This is a genomic window from Mesoplasma grammopterae ATCC 49580 (genome assembly GCF_000701525.1).
Taxonomy (GTDB): Bacteria; Bacillota_I; Bacilli_A; order Mycoplasmatales; family Mycoplasmataceae; genus Mesoplasma; species Mesoplasma grammopterae.
This window is the reverse complement of record NZ_JNJC01000005.1, coordinates 22,874-37,866: the sequence shown is the minus strand read 5'-3', so window position 1 is coordinate 37,866 and position 14,993 is coordinate 22,874. Positions and strand designations below refer to the sequence as shown.

General features: G+C 27.2%; 17 protein-coding genes. 3 read left to right on the top strand and 14 right to left on the bottom strand.

Annotated features, from left to right (window positions below):
- Positions 1-66: 66 nt before the first annotated feature.
- Positions 67-1,077, top strand: a complete 1,011-nt coding sequence (trpS, locus tag T314_RS0102100) for a tryptophan--tRNA ligase (protein WP_029511968.1) — start codon at positions 67-69, stop codon at positions 1,075-1,077.
- Positions 1,078-1,134: 57 nt separating this feature from the next.
- Here the strand turns inward: trpS and T314_RS0102095 are convergent, their stop codons facing one another.
- The 5 genes from T314_RS0102095 to T314_RS0102075 form a co-directional block, all read right to left on the bottom strand.
- Positions 1,135-1,467 carry a hypothetical protein gene (locus tag T314_RS0102095; RefSeq protein WP_011183088.1) on the bottom strand — a complete coding sequence of 111 codons (333 nt, stop codon included), beginning with the start codon at positions 1,465-1,467 and terminating at the stop codon, positions 1,135-1,137.
- Positions 1,468-1,474: 7 nt separating this feature from the next.
- Positions 1,475-1,837, bottom strand: coding sequence for a 50S ribosomal protein L20 (rplT, locus tag T314_RS0102090; RefSeq protein ID WP_023025522.1), 363 nt, complete (start codon positions 1,835-1,837; stop codon positions 1,475-1,477).
- A gap of 23 nt (positions 1,838-1,860) precedes the next feature.
- Positions 1,861-2,055, bottom strand: coding sequence for a 50S ribosomal protein L35 (rpmI, locus tag T314_RS0102085; protein WP_011183086.1), 195 nt, complete (start codon positions 2,053-2,055; stop codon positions 1,861-1,863).
- 31 nt (positions 2,056-2,086) lie between these two features.
- Positions 2,087-2,629 (bottom strand): translation initiation factor IF-3, encoded by a 543-nt coding sequence (infC, locus tag T314_RS0102080; protein WP_023025521.1) that lies wholly within the window; start codon positions 2,627-2,629, stop codon positions 2,087-2,089.
- A gap of 172 nt (positions 2,630-2,801) precedes the next feature.
- Positions 2,802-3,275: a PTS sugar transporter subunit IIA gene (locus tag T314_RS0102075; RefSeq protein ID WP_011183084.1), complete on the bottom strand. Its 474-nt coding sequence runs from the start codon at positions 3,273-3,275 to the stop codon at positions 2,802-2,804.
- A 176-nt stretch (positions 3,276-3,451) separates the two neighbouring features.
- Between T314_RS0102075 and T314_RS0102070 the strand changes: the two genes are divergently transcribed.
- Positions 3,452-4,525, top strand: a complete 1,074-nt coding sequence (locus tag T314_RS0102070; RefSeq protein ID WP_029511967.1) for a formate/nitrite transporter family protein — start codon at positions 3,452-3,454, stop codon at positions 4,523-4,525.
- A gap of 10 nt (positions 4,526-4,535) precedes the next feature.
- Here the strand turns inward: T314_RS0102070 and T314_RS0102065 are convergent, their stop codons facing one another.
- The 9 genes from T314_RS0102065 to thrS form a co-directional block, all read right to left on the bottom strand.
- Positions 4,536-4,721 carry a hypothetical protein gene (locus T314_RS0102065; protein ID WP_011183082.1) on the bottom strand — a complete coding sequence of 62 codons (186 nt, stop codon included), beginning with the start codon at positions 4,719-4,721 and terminating at the stop codon, positions 4,536-4,538.
- 3 nt (positions 4,722-4,724) lie between these two features.
- Positions 4,725-5,666 (bottom strand): ABC transporter permease, encoded by a 942-nt coding sequence (locus T314_RS0102060; RefSeq protein ID WP_029511966.1) that lies wholly within the window; start codon positions 5,664-5,666, stop codon positions 4,725-4,727.
- Positions 5,666-6,682 carry an ABC transporter permease gene (locus tag T314_RS0102055; protein ID WP_029511965.1) on the bottom strand — a complete coding sequence of 339 codons (1,017 nt, stop codon included), beginning with the start codon at positions 6,680-6,682 and terminating at the stop codon, positions 5,666-5,668. The genes T314_RS0102060 and T314_RS0102055 overlap by 1 nt, the downstream gene beginning before the upstream one ends.
- Entirely contained in the window at positions 6,669-7,964 is a 1,296-nt protein-coding gene (locus T314_RS0102050) for an ATP-binding cassette domain-containing protein (RefSeq protein WP_029511964.1), read from the bottom strand. The genes T314_RS0102055 and T314_RS0102050 overlap by 14 nt, the downstream gene beginning before the upstream one ends.
- A gap of 128 nt (positions 7,965-8,092) precedes the next feature.
- Positions 8,093-10,135 carry a PTS fructose transporter subunit IIABC gene (locus T314_RS0102045; protein ID WP_029511963.1) on the bottom strand — a complete coding sequence of 681 codons (2,043 nt, stop codon included), beginning with the start codon at positions 10,133-10,135 and terminating at the stop codon, positions 8,093-8,095.
- A 9-nt stretch (positions 10,136-10,144) separates the two neighbouring features.
- Positions 10,145-11,080, bottom strand: a complete 936-nt coding sequence (gene pfkB, locus T314_RS0102040) for a 1-phosphofructokinase (RefSeq protein ID WP_029511962.1) — start codon at positions 11,078-11,080, stop codon at positions 10,145-10,147.
- Positions 11,081-11,095: 15 nt separating this feature from the next.
- Entirely contained in the window at positions 11,096-11,788 is a 693-nt protein-coding gene (locus T314_RS0102035) for a DeoR/GlpR family DNA-binding transcription regulator (RefSeq protein ID WP_029511961.1), read from the bottom strand.
- A gap of 139 nt (positions 11,789-11,927) precedes the next feature.
- On the bottom strand, positions 11,928-12,236 hold the full coding sequence (trxA, locus tag T314_RS0102030) for a thioredoxin (RefSeq protein ID WP_011183075.1): 309 nt from the start codon (positions 12,234-12,236) through the stop codon (positions 11,928-11,930).
- A 37-nt stretch (positions 12,237-12,273) separates the two neighbouring features.
- Positions 12,274-14,208 carry a threonine--tRNA ligase gene (gene thrS / locus T314_RS0102025; protein ID WP_029511960.1) on the bottom strand — a complete coding sequence of 645 codons (1,935 nt, stop codon included), beginning with the start codon at positions 14,206-14,208 and terminating at the stop codon, positions 12,274-12,276.
- Positions 14,209-14,526: 318 nt separating this feature from the next.
- Between thrS and T314_RS0102020 the strand changes: the two genes are divergently transcribed.
- Positions 14,527-14,979, top strand: a complete 453-nt coding sequence (locus T314_RS0102020; protein ID WP_029511959.1) for a nuclear transport factor 2 family protein — start codon at positions 14,527-14,529, stop codon at positions 14,977-14,979.
- The last annotated feature ends 14 nt before the right edge of the window (positions 14,980-14,993 follow it).

The following is a 14,993-nucleotide window of genomic DNA, read 5'->3' as shown; positions in this document are numbered from 1 at the left end:
ATTATATCAATTATTAGGTTATATATGTTTGATATAATATTATATGTAAAAGCGAGGAAAATAAGAATGCAAAAAGAAAGAATGATTACTGGAATAACACCAAGTGATTCAATGAGTTTAGGAAACTATTTAGGTGTTGTTAAAAATTTAATTGAGTATCAAAATGAATATGATTTATTTGTTTTTGTTGCAAATTTACATGCAATAACAATACCAAAAGATCCAACTCAGTTGAAAATTAAAACAAAGGAAATGACAGCATTGTACATTGCTTGTGGATTAGATCCTGAAAAGATGACTCTTTTCTTACAATCTGATGTTGTTGAACATTCCCAATTAGGTTGAATTCTTACAACTCAATCAACAATGGGTGAATTATCAAGAATGACACAATTCAAAGATAAATCAGCTAAAGAAAGTAATGGTGATAATGTTTCTATTCCAGCAGGTTTATTTACTTATCCTTGTTTAATGGCTGCTGATATATTACTTTATGATCCAAAATTTGTTCCTGTTGGTGTTGACCAAAAACAACACTTAGAGTTAGCTAGAGATATAGCAACAAGAATGAACAATAAATACGGTGAAATGCACGTTGTACCAGAACCTATTTTAACAAAAGGCAATATTAAAATTATGGACTTACAAGATCCAACCAAAAAAATGAGTAAGTCTAGTGAAAACCCTAAAGCTGTTATTAAAATGCTTGATTCACCAGCTGAAATTGCTAATAAAATTAAATCAGCAGTTACTGATAGTGAAAACTTAATCAAATATGACCCAATTAATAAACCAGGTGTTTCAAATTTAATGAATATTTATTCAATAATTAAAAACGTTTCAATAGAAGAATGCCAAAAAAAATGAGATGGTAAAAATTATAAAGACTTAAAAGACGATGTTACAGAAGCATTGTTAGAAGTAATAACTCCAATTCATGAAAAATACAATGAAATAATAAAAGGTGATTATATAAAAGAAGTGCTTGAACTAGGTTCATTAAAAGCTAAAAAAGTTGCTATTAAAAAAGTAAATAAAGTACAAAATAAATTAGGTGTTAACTGATATAGAAAATAAACTTTACTCACGGTTTATTTTTTTATATAAAAAAAGATGCCTAAGCATCTCATTATATTATTCAGGTGCCATTCAACCAACCATTTTAATTCTTTTGATTAGTTTAGTTGCATTCTTTTTAGTTCTATTTTGAACACAATTAGCATGAACGCCAATATAGTTGTCAATTTCAAGAACTGGTTTTTTAATATTTATTAAATCAATTACTCAAGCAGTTTCATCATTACTCATATTTTCATTTATTTTAAATTCCATTGGATATTTACAAATATAGCAAAGTCTAAAGTCTTTTCTATCCCTATTTTGTATAATTGGGCAGTTTTCTCAAGCTTTAGTATACTCAGCATTAGTAAAGATTACTTTATTTGATTTTTGATCTATTTTAGCCATAAATTTATTATTTTGAAGCTAATGCTTTATTTGATGCATCAACTAATAATTTAAATTGTTCTGGGTTTGAAATTGCTAATTCTGATAACATTTTACGGTTAACATCAATGTTAGCTAATTTTAATCCGTTCATAAATTTTGAGTATGATAAACCATATGGTCTAACTGCTGCATTAATACGAACAATTCATAATTTTCTAAAATCACGTTTCTTTTGTTTACGCCCGATAAAAGCATAAGCCATTGAACGAACTACTTGTTCGTGTGCTTTTTTATATGAAGAATGTTTAGTTCCATAGTAACCTTTTGCACGTTTAATTCAACGTTTTCTTCTTGCTCTAGTTACTTTTCCAAATTTAACTCTTGCCATAACTTATTTTCCTTTTACCTTTCTTATTTTTGTAATAAACCTTTAATACGTTTCATGTCTGTTACATGAACGATTGTAGCTTTTTCTAAGTGACGTTTTTGTTTTGTAGTTTTACCTGTAGCACGGTGAGATCTGTAAGCTTTACCTCTTTTTAAAGTACCGTTTTTCTTAGCAATAACTCTTTTTGCTAATGATTTTTTTGATTTCATTTTTGGCATAATACTTAATTTCCTTTCAATACTTTTCTAATTATTTCTTTGGCACAACGTACATATCTAAGAATCTTGAAGTTAATTTAGCTTCTTTTTCAATTTTAGCTATATCTTCAATTTCCTTGTAGAATCTGTCCAGTGTTTCTTTTCCTAAATCCATGTATGCGATTTCTCTACCTTTAAATTTTAAAGAAATTTTAACTCTATCTCCAGCTTCTAAAAACTCTCTAGCTTTTTTAGCTTTTGTAACTAAGTCATGTTGACCTATATTAACAGTTAATCTAATTTCTTTATTTTCAACCTTAACTTGATTTTTCTTAGCTTCTTTGTTTTTCTTTTGTTGTTGGTATCTAAATTTACCATAATCTAAAATTTTACAAATTGCTAAACCATCAGGTTGTTGACCTACTTGCATTAAATCTAAACCTTTTTCTTCAGCTAATTGAATAGCGTCATTTCTTTTTAAAGGTCCAAGTTTTTCTCCATTGTCTCCAATGATTAAAACTTCTCTAGCTCTAATAAAAGCGTTAATAGGGTCTTGGTTTTTAATAGGTTTTGAATTGTTTCTTCTTTGATCCATCTAATACTCCTTTGGATAAATAAAATGTGTGCCGTCAAAAAATTAGATAGCACACATTATAATATTTTTATATTATTTCATTCTACCACTTCACTTTAGTTGGTGGTGAGCTTGTGCTTCTTTTTCTTTAACATTTAAATTATAACAAATAAATTAATGATTTGTAAATATATTAACCAACAGTTGCGATTAATTCACCTTTTTTAACTTTTCCCATTTTAACAATAGTAATTTCTTTACCATTTGGGTTAGTTACGATAATAGGTGTTGTAATTGAAGGAACTTTTGGTTTAACAAATTTTAAGTCAACTTTAACCATTGGGTCACCTTGGCTTACTTTGTCTCCTTGTTTAACAAATGATTCGAATCCTTCACCATCAAGGTTAACAGTGTCTAATCCGATATGAACTAAAACTTCAACTCCTGATTTTTCTCTAAATCCGTATGCATGTTTTGTTGGGAAAACACTTGCTAGTTCACCAGCCATTGGTGAAACAAAATCACCATTTGCTGGAACGATAGCTAAACCATCACCCATCATTTTTCCACTAAATACTTCATCTTCAACTTTATCTAATCCTACAACTTCACCATCTACTGGTGCATAGATTTCAACAAGTTTATTTTTTTTACTAAATAATCCCATGATTTTTCTCCTCTTTTTAAGCTTAATTATGCAATAAAATTATATCATTTAAATTTTTACATAATAATAGTTATCTAAACAAAAAATATAAAAAATAAAATAATTTCAAAAAATATAATTCCATTAATGTATTATTAAAATAGAAAATAATTTTTAGAGAAGGAAAAATAAAACAAATGATGAAGTGGAAAAAAAGAGTCCATTTAACCGATAAGCAAAAAATCAGTGCTTATAAAGAAGAAATCATTACTTTAGAACAAGTTGATTATTCTCCTCTTTATAGTCAAGATGTAGCTTATCATAACTATGGATATATTCATACTTTTAGAGTTATATCTGATGGTTTAAGATTGGCAAATATGAAACAATTTATGGCAGGTGTGCTTGCTGGTATTTGAATTGGTTTAGTTTATGTAGCTGTTGCCTATGCAACATTTTCAATAACTAATGCATCTATTTCAAAAATATTAACAGGTGCAATTTTTGGTAGTGTTATTTTACTAATTTCATTTTTAGGTGGGGGTTTCGTTACTGCTCACATGTGATATAACAGAACAATGTTTAAAAAAGTTGAAAGATGATCAATTTTTTTAAAGGCTTGTGGTTTAGTTTATGCCGGTAATATAATTGGTATTATGATTTTTACAATTATTTTTCAATTATCTGGCGCATTAGATCATACTTCTATGATTAAACTAGTTGATGGTGTTGAAGTAAAATGAACACTTGGTAACCACATTTATGAATCTTTTGGAGCTGCAAAACTTTATGAAGTTGGCTCAGCTATTAAAAATGGTGAGGCATTGACAGCTTCAGAAGTTTTTAAAACAATAGGTTATGTATTTGCAAGTGCTGTATTATGTAACTTCTTGATTTGTTTAGCAACTCAAGGTTCTAAATCAGCAAAAGGTAATACTGTTGCAGCAATGATTATGTATTTCTTAGTTCTATTCTACTTTGCAATTGGGGGATACCAACACTGTGTAGCCAATTGATTTGGTGCTTGAATGTTAATATTGAGAGCTATCTCTGATCCAACAACTCAACATGCAAATATGGCTTGAGCATTTGTTGCTTTTAATATCATACCTGCTATATTAGGAAACTTCGTTGGTGCCTTAATTATTGGTACATTTATGGGTTTATTTAATAAAGAGTTTGATACGCTTTTAGTTAAAGAAGCTAGAATGAAATTCTTAGCAGAAGAAATTGAAAGAATTGAAAATAAAAAAATGAAAGTAAAAAAATAATCGGTAACGATTATTTTTTTTGTCCTCTTAAATTTCCTAATACTGTTTGCATACAATCATGACAGTAGTATAAAGTTATTCTTTTATAAACTGGTTCTGTAGTTAATCATTTATTTTGTGTTGAATTAACGTCCAAAACTTTTTCTGAGAATGATGCACTTGCATCATTTTTACAATTTGTGCTATAACATTTCATTATCTAATCCCTTTGTCTTCTATCTTCTCTTAATCTTTTCAAAAATTCTATATCGTTTAATTCATTAATTTGTTTAATATAGAGTTTTGATTCAGCTTTTAATCTTTTTACTTTATTTCTGGATCTAAATTTATAATTTGAATCAATTAATCTTTTTGATACTAAACAAATTATATACCCACCAATTGTTAATAGTGCTAAAAAGTAAGCTAATCATGCATTTTCGCCATATCCAAAATCAACATCAATATTAATATCGGGATTGATATAGTGAAAATTAGGTGCGTTAACAAATCCAGCTTGTACTATGTTAATTGAATATCTCATTGGGTGTAAATACAATAGATAATTTAATCAATCTTGTTGAATAATTGTTTGGAATGGAAAACCTAAACCTAAAAAATACATAGTTGAAAAATAAATTAATAAACCAATCATTGTTGTTCATTTTGTATTGCTAATAAATGTGTATAAAAATAAAGCAATTACATAACAAGTTACTCAACATATTAATAACCCAAACATCATTATTAAAGGATTTAATTTTTCAATATAACTTAATTGTGATGGAAATAATATTATAGATATTAAAAATATTATTAAGCATATTACAAATGTTGAAATAAAATTAAAGACCAGTAATGACAGGTGTTTTGTTTTATTACTAATATTGCTAATACTCATTTTATCAACAAAATTTTTACCTCTTCAATCATTGATAGTTCTAAGGTAAATATACATTGAATTCCTTACCATAGCTACACAAATACCAGAAACTAATAAAAATGGATCATTGTGCTTAAATGCAAGTCAACATAATATAGTATATAAAGAAATAAATACTCCTAAAAATATATTAAGTGGGTTTTTAAATCAGTGCTTAGTTTGTATGATAAATAACATACTGAAAACTTTATATTCTTTTTTCAATTTTTCTAAATTCATTATTTATCACCTCGCTTCTTGCTTGGCTTTTTCTTTTTAACTTTTTTCGTTATATAATTTAAGCCAGCTATTTCTACAAGTGTTTTTAATTCTTCTATTGAATTTGCTCTTTTAATTAATTCAATGTTATTTGCGTGTTTTTTAACACCTTTAAATTTAGAATATTTTCTTGTCCCAAATTGATAATTGCTTTTTAATCTGTAGTAAAAAGCAAAAGCAAATATAAAAATAAAAATACAAGCTATTAATGCTGGTAACCATCAACCGTTTCCACCATATCCAAAACCATGAACTCCTAATCAAGAACTTGATTCAACTCCAGGGAATGACATATTTGACGCATTCCCTACTCACGCAGCCTGCATTAGATGCAATGTATATCTATGAGGTGCTATGTAAGTTAAAATATTAATTGCTGGTATTTGACCAACAACATTTCAAGGTATACCTAAACCCAACAAGTACATAGGTCCAAAATATGATAATAAAGAAATTATAAAAACATATTCTTTATTTTTAAAGGTTGTCGATAAAAACAAGGCAATGACATTTGAAAGAAAAATATTTAGAATAAAACCAATTAAAAATGGTATTCATTGAACATTTGAAATCACTTTTCTTTGTGAACTAAAAAGCATAGCCAAAGAAATCAAAATAATAGTTACTAATATATTTACTATTCAGTTAAAACATAATATTGAAGCATATAAAACTTTTTTTGAAACAGGTGTTGTTAAAAGATTTCTTATAAACCTAGTTTCACGTCAATCAGCTAATGTTAAGTTTAAATTATATTGAGAATTTCTAATTGCTGAAATACCAATTGCTGAAGCTAAAACGAAACTATCTGCTAATAATCCAGATTCCGCATCATGTGGTTTAAAAGCCAATCAACATAACATTGTAACTGTTGTTAAAACAAAACCTAAAATTATATTAATTGGATCAGTTATATAATTAAAAGTTTGTGCTTTCATTAATCTTAAAAAGATTCTGAAATTTCTATTTGTTTTCATCAGTTGTAACCTCTTTTAAAGATTCTTGAACCGCATTATTTTTTGATTTCATATCTTTTTGTTTTTTAAATTGTTGCTTAAGAATTTTTCTTCTTATAATTTTTTGTTCTTCTTTAATGTATTTTTCTTTAAGTTTTTCTAATTGTTTTTTTTCTGATTGAGACATAGTTATACTTAAAACATCACCATTTACAATAACCTTGTCATTTGCAAAAGTTCTTTTCAATTCTTTACTTAAAAACTTTTCAATACCACTTAATGTTTTATGATATTTTTTATATCTGTAATTTATAGTCAATTTATTAATCAACTTCATTGTTGATTTTATCTTTTTAGATATTATTTTAATTGAATCAGCATTTATGTAAGAAACTGATAAATTATCTATGCTTGTGTTTAAATCTAAAATACTAAAATAAACTTCTTTTAATCTACTTAAAACCTTTTCATTGTAGTTTTCTTGAGTTTCTAATTGCTCAATGATTGTTTGTAATACATTTGAGTAACTTTCAGTTTTAGAAATCATTGTTGAAAAAAACTTACTTTTATTTTTAATTTTTTTCTCAACTACTAATTCTTCTTTAAAAATTGATTTAGTATACTCCATTACAGATTTATATTCTTTTTTAACTTCTTTAATAGACAGGTCTTCAAAGATTTCACCATCATTTAAATAAACAACTCTATCAGTTAAGTTTTCTAAAAAATAATAACTTGGACTATTTAAAATTAGGGTATTTCCCTCTTCTAAATATTCTTTAAAGAAATTAGTTATTTTTTCTTCATATTTAAAATCAATATCAGATGATAATTCATCAATTAAAACTAATTCAGGTTTTGAAATAAAAGATAAAAATATCGCATAAATTTTTAATTTAACTATTGAAAGTTTATTTAAATATTTTTCTTCAACTTCATTCACACCAAAAACATCTTTTAATTTATTAATTCATTCTAGATCATTAACATCATATATTCTTATTCATAAGTCGTTTATATCTTTAACCTTAAAACCATTTGGTCAAGCTTGTTCTCTTTTTTGTAATCCAATTCCTTTTAAAATGTTTTCTTCTTCTAAATTATAATTAATAGTTCCCGTTGTATTTTTTAAGTTATTTCCTATAATTCTTAATAATGTTGTTTTACCACTACCATTTGAGCCTAAAAGTGAAACACACTCACCACGATATATTTTTAAATCAATTTTTTTTAATGCTCAAATTTGTTTATTATAAATTTTTGAAACATTAGTTAACTCAACTATAGGTGTTTTTAAATCCATAAATATAACCTTTTTTCTTTCTATTTATTTGTTTTTCTCTCATTTATTAATTATTGTACTCCTTGAAAAAAAATTTATATATTTTTGGAAACAAAAAAACCTTAAATAAATAAGGTTTTTATTTAATATTAATTGGCAATAACTAGTTTACCTTTTTTAATATCATAAGTTTTTCAGAATCCTAAGATTGTTGCCATAACTAAAGTACCAACAACGATTGCTAAGATGTATAATCCAACACCTAAACCAATTCCTAATCCTGAATTCATATTTGAAACTAATCCTGATTTTAAAAGAGGGAAAACTGCAATTCCACCATGAGGTGCACCTAAAGTTATTTTACATCCTCCAACAATTAATCCAGTGATTGTTCCACCAGCCATTGCTGAAATTGAAATTCTTTTTGGATCTGTAACCATGAATGGTATAGCTCCTTCTGAAATAAAGAACGCACCCATTAATCAGTTAGCTTTTGCTGAATCTTTTTCTTTTTGAGATCAAGCATTTCTGAATAACATTGTACATAATGCTATTCCTAATGGTGGAATCATTCCACCAGCCATTGCGGCTGCCATTGTAACTGTTATAAGTTTATTATCACCTAATCCACCTGATACAGACAATGTTCCTGTTACATAAGCAATTTTATTAATAGGACCACCCATGTCAACACACATCATAAATCCTAATATTGCACCAAGTAAAATAAGTAGATTATGTTCTGCTAATAATTTTAAGAATTGTTGTAATCCATACATTGTATATCCTAAAGGTATGTTTAAAGCAAACATAACTAGAGCAATACCTAAAAGTGATAAAACAGGTATTAAAACAATATCTCTAATTCCATGGAATGATTTTCTAAATCTTCTGAATCATAATGTTAATCCAAATACTATTAGTGCAGCAGCATAAGCCCCTACCATACCACCAATAAATCCAGATTGCATAGGAATATCACCTGGTATTAATCTTGATCATAATCCTGATCAACCAGTTTTATCTCCAGAATATGCAAATCCACCAGTTCCATCTGCTAGAAGTCCTGCTACAAAACCTGGCATAAGTCCTTGAGGACCAACAATTGTATATGCAATATATGCAGCTAAAATAGGTACCATCATCATCATTGCTGTTTTACCTATAGCTGAAAATCATCCAGCAACTTCATTAACTGTACCAAAGTTTCCTCCAGCGTCACCGTTTCCTGCTGCAAAATCAATCAAGAATCCAATTCCTAATATAATTCCTCCTGCAACAACAAATGGTAACATTCTTGAAACACCAGCAAGTAAGTTCCCTTTAACTTGAGCAAATTTTTTCAATGAAAAATCATCACTTACTTCATCATCTTTTGAAGATACAGCTTTTGCAGTAGTAGTTTTTTCTGTTTTACCAAATTCTTCAATTAATTGTTTTCCGTTAAAAATTGCATCTTTAGTAGTTGTATCAATTACTTGTTTACCACCAAATCTACCCATTCCTTGTAAGTTTTTGTCATGTGCTAAAATAATTACTTTAGCATTCTCAACATCTTCTTGAGTTAATTTGTTTTCAGTTCCTCTACGTCCTTGAGTTTCAATTTTTACACTTAACCCTAATTCTGTAGCATATTCAATTAATTTTTCTTCTGCTAAGTATGTGTGAGCAATACCAGTTGGACATGCTGTAATACCAATTACATCATATTTACCATTTTTTGCTTCCACTTTTTTTGTTTCAACTTTATTATCAAAAGCTTTTGAAAGATCTTTAAAAGCTTTTGCTTTTCTTAATGCTTCTTGAAATTCAGGTTTCATTAAGAATTTTGATAAATCGGCTAAAGCACCTAAGTGAGCTTCTCCTTTTTCATCATTTGTAGCAATCATAAAGATTAAATCTACTGGTTTGTTATCTAAACTTTGTCAGTCTATTGGTGATTTTAAACTTACAAAAGCAATACAAGGTTCTTTAACTGTGTTGTTAATTGCATGAGGAATACCAATTCCATCACCCATACCTGTTGATGCTTCGCTTTCTCTTTTTAAAATCGCATCTTTAAAAGTTTTTTTATTAGCTATCATTTTTTCTGATGATAATTTATCAACTAAAAAATTAATAACTTCTTCTTTTGTTTTTAAATCTGCTTTGAAGACTGAAACTTTAGATTTAAATAAATCTTTTAATTCCATATTTATCTCCTATTTTATTTTGTTAACTTTAATTTCTTGTTTCAATTTTAAAATGTCTTCTTTTAATCCTAATCATTCAGTAAAGGCAGTTGCCCCACCTGCTGCAGCACCAAATTGAAGGCATTCTTCTATTGATAAATTTTTATATAATCCATATGTGAATCCAGCAATCATACTATCTCCAGATCCAACTGAATTAACTAATTTACCTTTTGCTATTCCTGTTTCAAAAATTTCTCCTTTTTCTGAAAAGAAATAACTACCTTTGCTTCCTCTGCTTAATAAAACATTTCTAGCTCCTAATGATTTTAATTTTTCTACCATTTCACATGTTTCTTCAAAAGTATACTCTTTGAATGGCAGATTTAAAATTTCACATATTTCTTCTATATTTGGTTTTATTAAGTAAGGTTTTGTTTTTAAACCATTTAACATGTTTACCTTTGATGTATCTAAAATAAATAAAGCATTCTTTTTGTTTGCAATATTTCCTATTTCTTCATAAATATTATTTTTAACACCAGCTGGTATACTTCCAGCAGCAACTAAAATATCACCGCTTTTTAAGTTATCGTTTAAAAAGTTTTTTAATTCATTTATTATCTCTAAACTTACTGTTGAACCTAAACCATTTAATTCAGTTTCTTCAAACTTAGATAAGTTTTTTATTTTCAAATTTGTTCTTGTTACACCTTTATTTATAAAAAATTTGTTTTTTAAATTGTTTTCATCAAATTTTTCTAAAAACGAACTTTTATTATTTGATCCCAAGATACCAGTAGATAAAACTTCTGCTTCTAAATTATTCAAAATAATAGAAACATTAATACCTTTTCCGCCAATTACAACATACTCATTTTTGTAATAATTAGTTTCACCAATATTAAATCCATCAGTTTCAATAATATGATCTAGAGCAGGATTTAGTGTTACCGTATATATCATTTTATTTCCTCTTTTTTATATTAATTTAATTGATTCTTTGTCAGCGAACTTATAGAAGGATTTTCTATCTAATTTGCTTGAGTCAGCTAAACCATAGCTTTCTCTTGAATTTTTAATAACTTGGATTTTAACTTGTGCATGTTCTGGGCTTGTTGTATATATGTTTCCATTTTCATCAACAGCGTTAACACCCAAAAATGCAATATCAAAATTATAATTTTTTAATGCTTCTAAAGCTTCAAATCCTAAAATAGCTCCTGTTACATTAGTAAACTTACCACCAAGTAAGTAAACATTGTCGTGACCATTTTTTACAAGTTCCAAAATATTGTAAATTGAATTTGTTACTATTTGTAAATTAAGGTCAGCTTTTAAATTTTTAGCAACAAAATAACCATTTGAACCTGAGTCAATAAAAATTGAATCATTCTTTTTGATTTTTTTTATCGCTTCCTTGGCAATTGTTTCTTTTTCCTTAACATTATCTTTAATTTTCTTTTCAAAAAAGTCTTCATAGATGAATGCGGGTTCCTTGTACTCAACTCCACCATGTAACTTTACTATCTTTTTTAGTTCTTCAAGTTCTGCTAAGTCTCTTCTTAACGTTGTAAGTGGAATCTTCAATTCATTCGAAAGGGTTTCAATAGCAACAATTTTTTTACCCTTTAAAAAATTTAAAATTATTGATTGTCTTTGTTTTTTAATCATAGATTTCCCTTTCTAATTTCATATTACCAAAAAAAACCAAAAAAAACCAAAAGTTTTGATTTTATTTTTTAATTTTTATTAATTATATCTAAAATAATGGATAATTTTCCAAATAAAAAAAGACTTACGTCTTTTTGAATTATTTTACAAAGTTATCTAATTTTGTTGGATCCATAAATCCTACATTTTTTTTAGATTCTTTTCCGTTTTCAAACAACATTAAAGTTGGAATTGACATAACTTGGTATTCTTTAGCTACTTCAGGAACTAAATCTACATCTAAGTCGATAAATTTAACACCTTCAGTTTTTTGTGCAAGCATATGTACTAAAGGCATTTGCATTTTACAAGGTCCACATCATGTAGCGTTAAAATCAACAAATGTTTTACCTTCGCTAATAATTTTGTCAAATTCTTCTTTTGTTGAAACTTTAATCATTTCTGCCATAATCTTTTTCTCCTTTGTATTTATAGTTTATATCAAACTACTTCTTATTACAAATTAAATCTGCAATCATATTTTTAAATTCATTTAACTCAATAGTTGTTTGTTGCTCACTACCATACTGACGGTAAGTAACAGAATTATCTTTTCTTTCTTGATCACCAAGAACTAATTGATAAGGTATTTTACTTGTTTGAGCATCACGTATTTTGTAACTTAATCTTTCATCTCTTAAATCTACATGAGTTCTAATAAAATCTTTTTTTAACTGTTTTTTTACTTCAGTTGCATACTCAATATTTTCTTCACTTCCAACAGGGATAATCTCAACTTGATTAGGAGCTAATCATAATGGTAATACACCTTTAGTTTGTTCTAACAATGTAGCAATAAATCTTTCATAAGTTCCAATTAAACCTCTATGAATCATGATTGGAGCTTTAAATTCTTGATTTTGGTCAATATATGTTACATCAAATTTCTTTGGTAGTAAGAAGTCTAATTGAATTGTAGAAACTGTTATTTCGTGATTTTGAGCTGTTTTAATTTGAATATCTAATTTAGGACCGTAAAATGCTGCTTCACCAATACATTTCTTATATTCAATATTTAGGTCTTGTAAAACTTTTTCTAAAGCTGCCTCAGCTTCGTCTCACATTTTATCATCTTGATAGTATTTAACTTTATCTTCTGGATCTCTTAAACTTAAACTTAAGTAATCAATTTGAATATTAAATGTTTCTAATACTTCAGTAACCAATTTATAAATTGATTTAAATTCTGTTTCAACTTGGTCAGGTCTAACAAAAATATGGCTATCAGTTAATTCCATCGCTCTAACACGTTCTAATCCTGTTAAACTACCACTTGACTCATATCTATGTTGTAAAGCGTGTTCAGCAATTCTTAAAGGTAAATCTCTATAACTTCTTTGTTCTTGTTTATAAACAGCAACGTGGTGTGGACAGTTCATTGGTCTTAAAATGAATTGTTCATCACTACCACTTCCACCATTAAATGGTTGGAACATATCTTCTCCATAGTGGTCTCAGTGTCCTGATTTTTTATACAATTCAACAGTCCCTATAACTGGAGTAGTTACATTAATGTAGTCATATTCTCATTCTTTTTCTTTAAGATACTTTTTAATTTCTTCTTTAACGATTGTTCCATTTGGCATTCATAAAGGCAGCCCAGGGCCTACTAAATGATCAAAACCAAATATTTTTAAAGTTTTGTTTATAATTCTGTGGTCTCTACTTCTTCTATCTTCTAAAATTTCTTTTTTAGAATATAAAGTTTCATTGCTTTCTGCGGCCATACCATGAACTTTTTGTAACATGATATTTTTAGAATCATTTAATCAATATTCACCAGTTAATTGTTGAACCTCAACAACTTTTATATTTTTTAAGCTTAAAGCTATTGGGTGTTTAGAAACTATTGAAACACCATTTAATGTATAAACAGTTATTTCACCATAGGTTTCAAACATTTCCTTTGCTAAATGTAATTGATACTGATTTCCTTTAAAAATTTCTTCAGCTTCTTTTAAATCCATTTCCTTAGATAAAATTGATTCATTTTTAATTATTTGATTAACTTTATTTTGAATGTTTTGTAATTCTTCTAAACCAATTCTTGGTTCAACTTCAAAAGTAATTCCATATTCAAGTTCATCTTCTTTATATAAAACTTTTGCAAGCTTAACATCTTTATATAATTCTGAAATAGCAACACCTGTAACAAAAGCTGCAGTATAATTCAATGTTTTGTAAAAGTCTTCATGTCTATTTGTTATCAATTCTAAATTTGAATCTTTTTCAATAACATAATCTACTGACACGTATCTTCCGTTTACTTTTGCTGCTACAGTAGCTTTTTTTAAACTTATAGCTATTGTTTCAGCTATTGTTCTAACGTTTGCTGCTTGATCAAATTCTTTTATTGATCCATCTAATAATTTAATTTTCATAATTTCCTCCTTAAAAAAACAAAAAAGCCCCTAATATTTAGGAGCGTTTATAACGCGGTACCATCCTAATTCGTATTAAAAAACTTAATACCTTAATTTAAGGATTTATCGCACCCAACGTAACATTATTTTATTTGGTAGTAATAACATATCTAGCTTTATTGTTTTGCAGCACCAACAACTCTCTTTAAAAGCATCAATAGTATCGTGTCCAAAATGTTAATTAATATTCACTTTTCAAAAATAATTATACAATATTTTTATTTATATTATAAAAGTTATATACTTTATTTATGCAAAAATAATAAAGGAGATATTATGATGGAAAAAGAAATAATCTTAAAAGATTTCTATGATGCATTTACTAAAGGTGATTTTAAGAAAATGAATAGTTTGTATGATGAGTCAATTGTATTTAATGATCCAATATTTAAGGACTTAAATAATAAACAAGTAACCACTATGTGAAAGTCATTATTATCAAATAAAAAAGAATCAAAATTTGAAGTTTCATATGAACTTTTAAATGAAAATGACTATTTATTTGTTACATGAACTGCTACATATTTATTTGGACCAAAAAGAAGAAAAGTTACTAATATTGTAGATTCAAGAATGGAAGTTAAAGACGGTAAAATAATTAAACATACTGATTCTTTCAACTTTAAAAAATGAGCAAAACAATCAATAGGTGGTCCTGCATTTATTTTTGGTAATCAAAAATGATTTAAAAATAAAGTATCTAAAGCCGCTATTGAGAAAATATCATAAATAATAATTTAAAT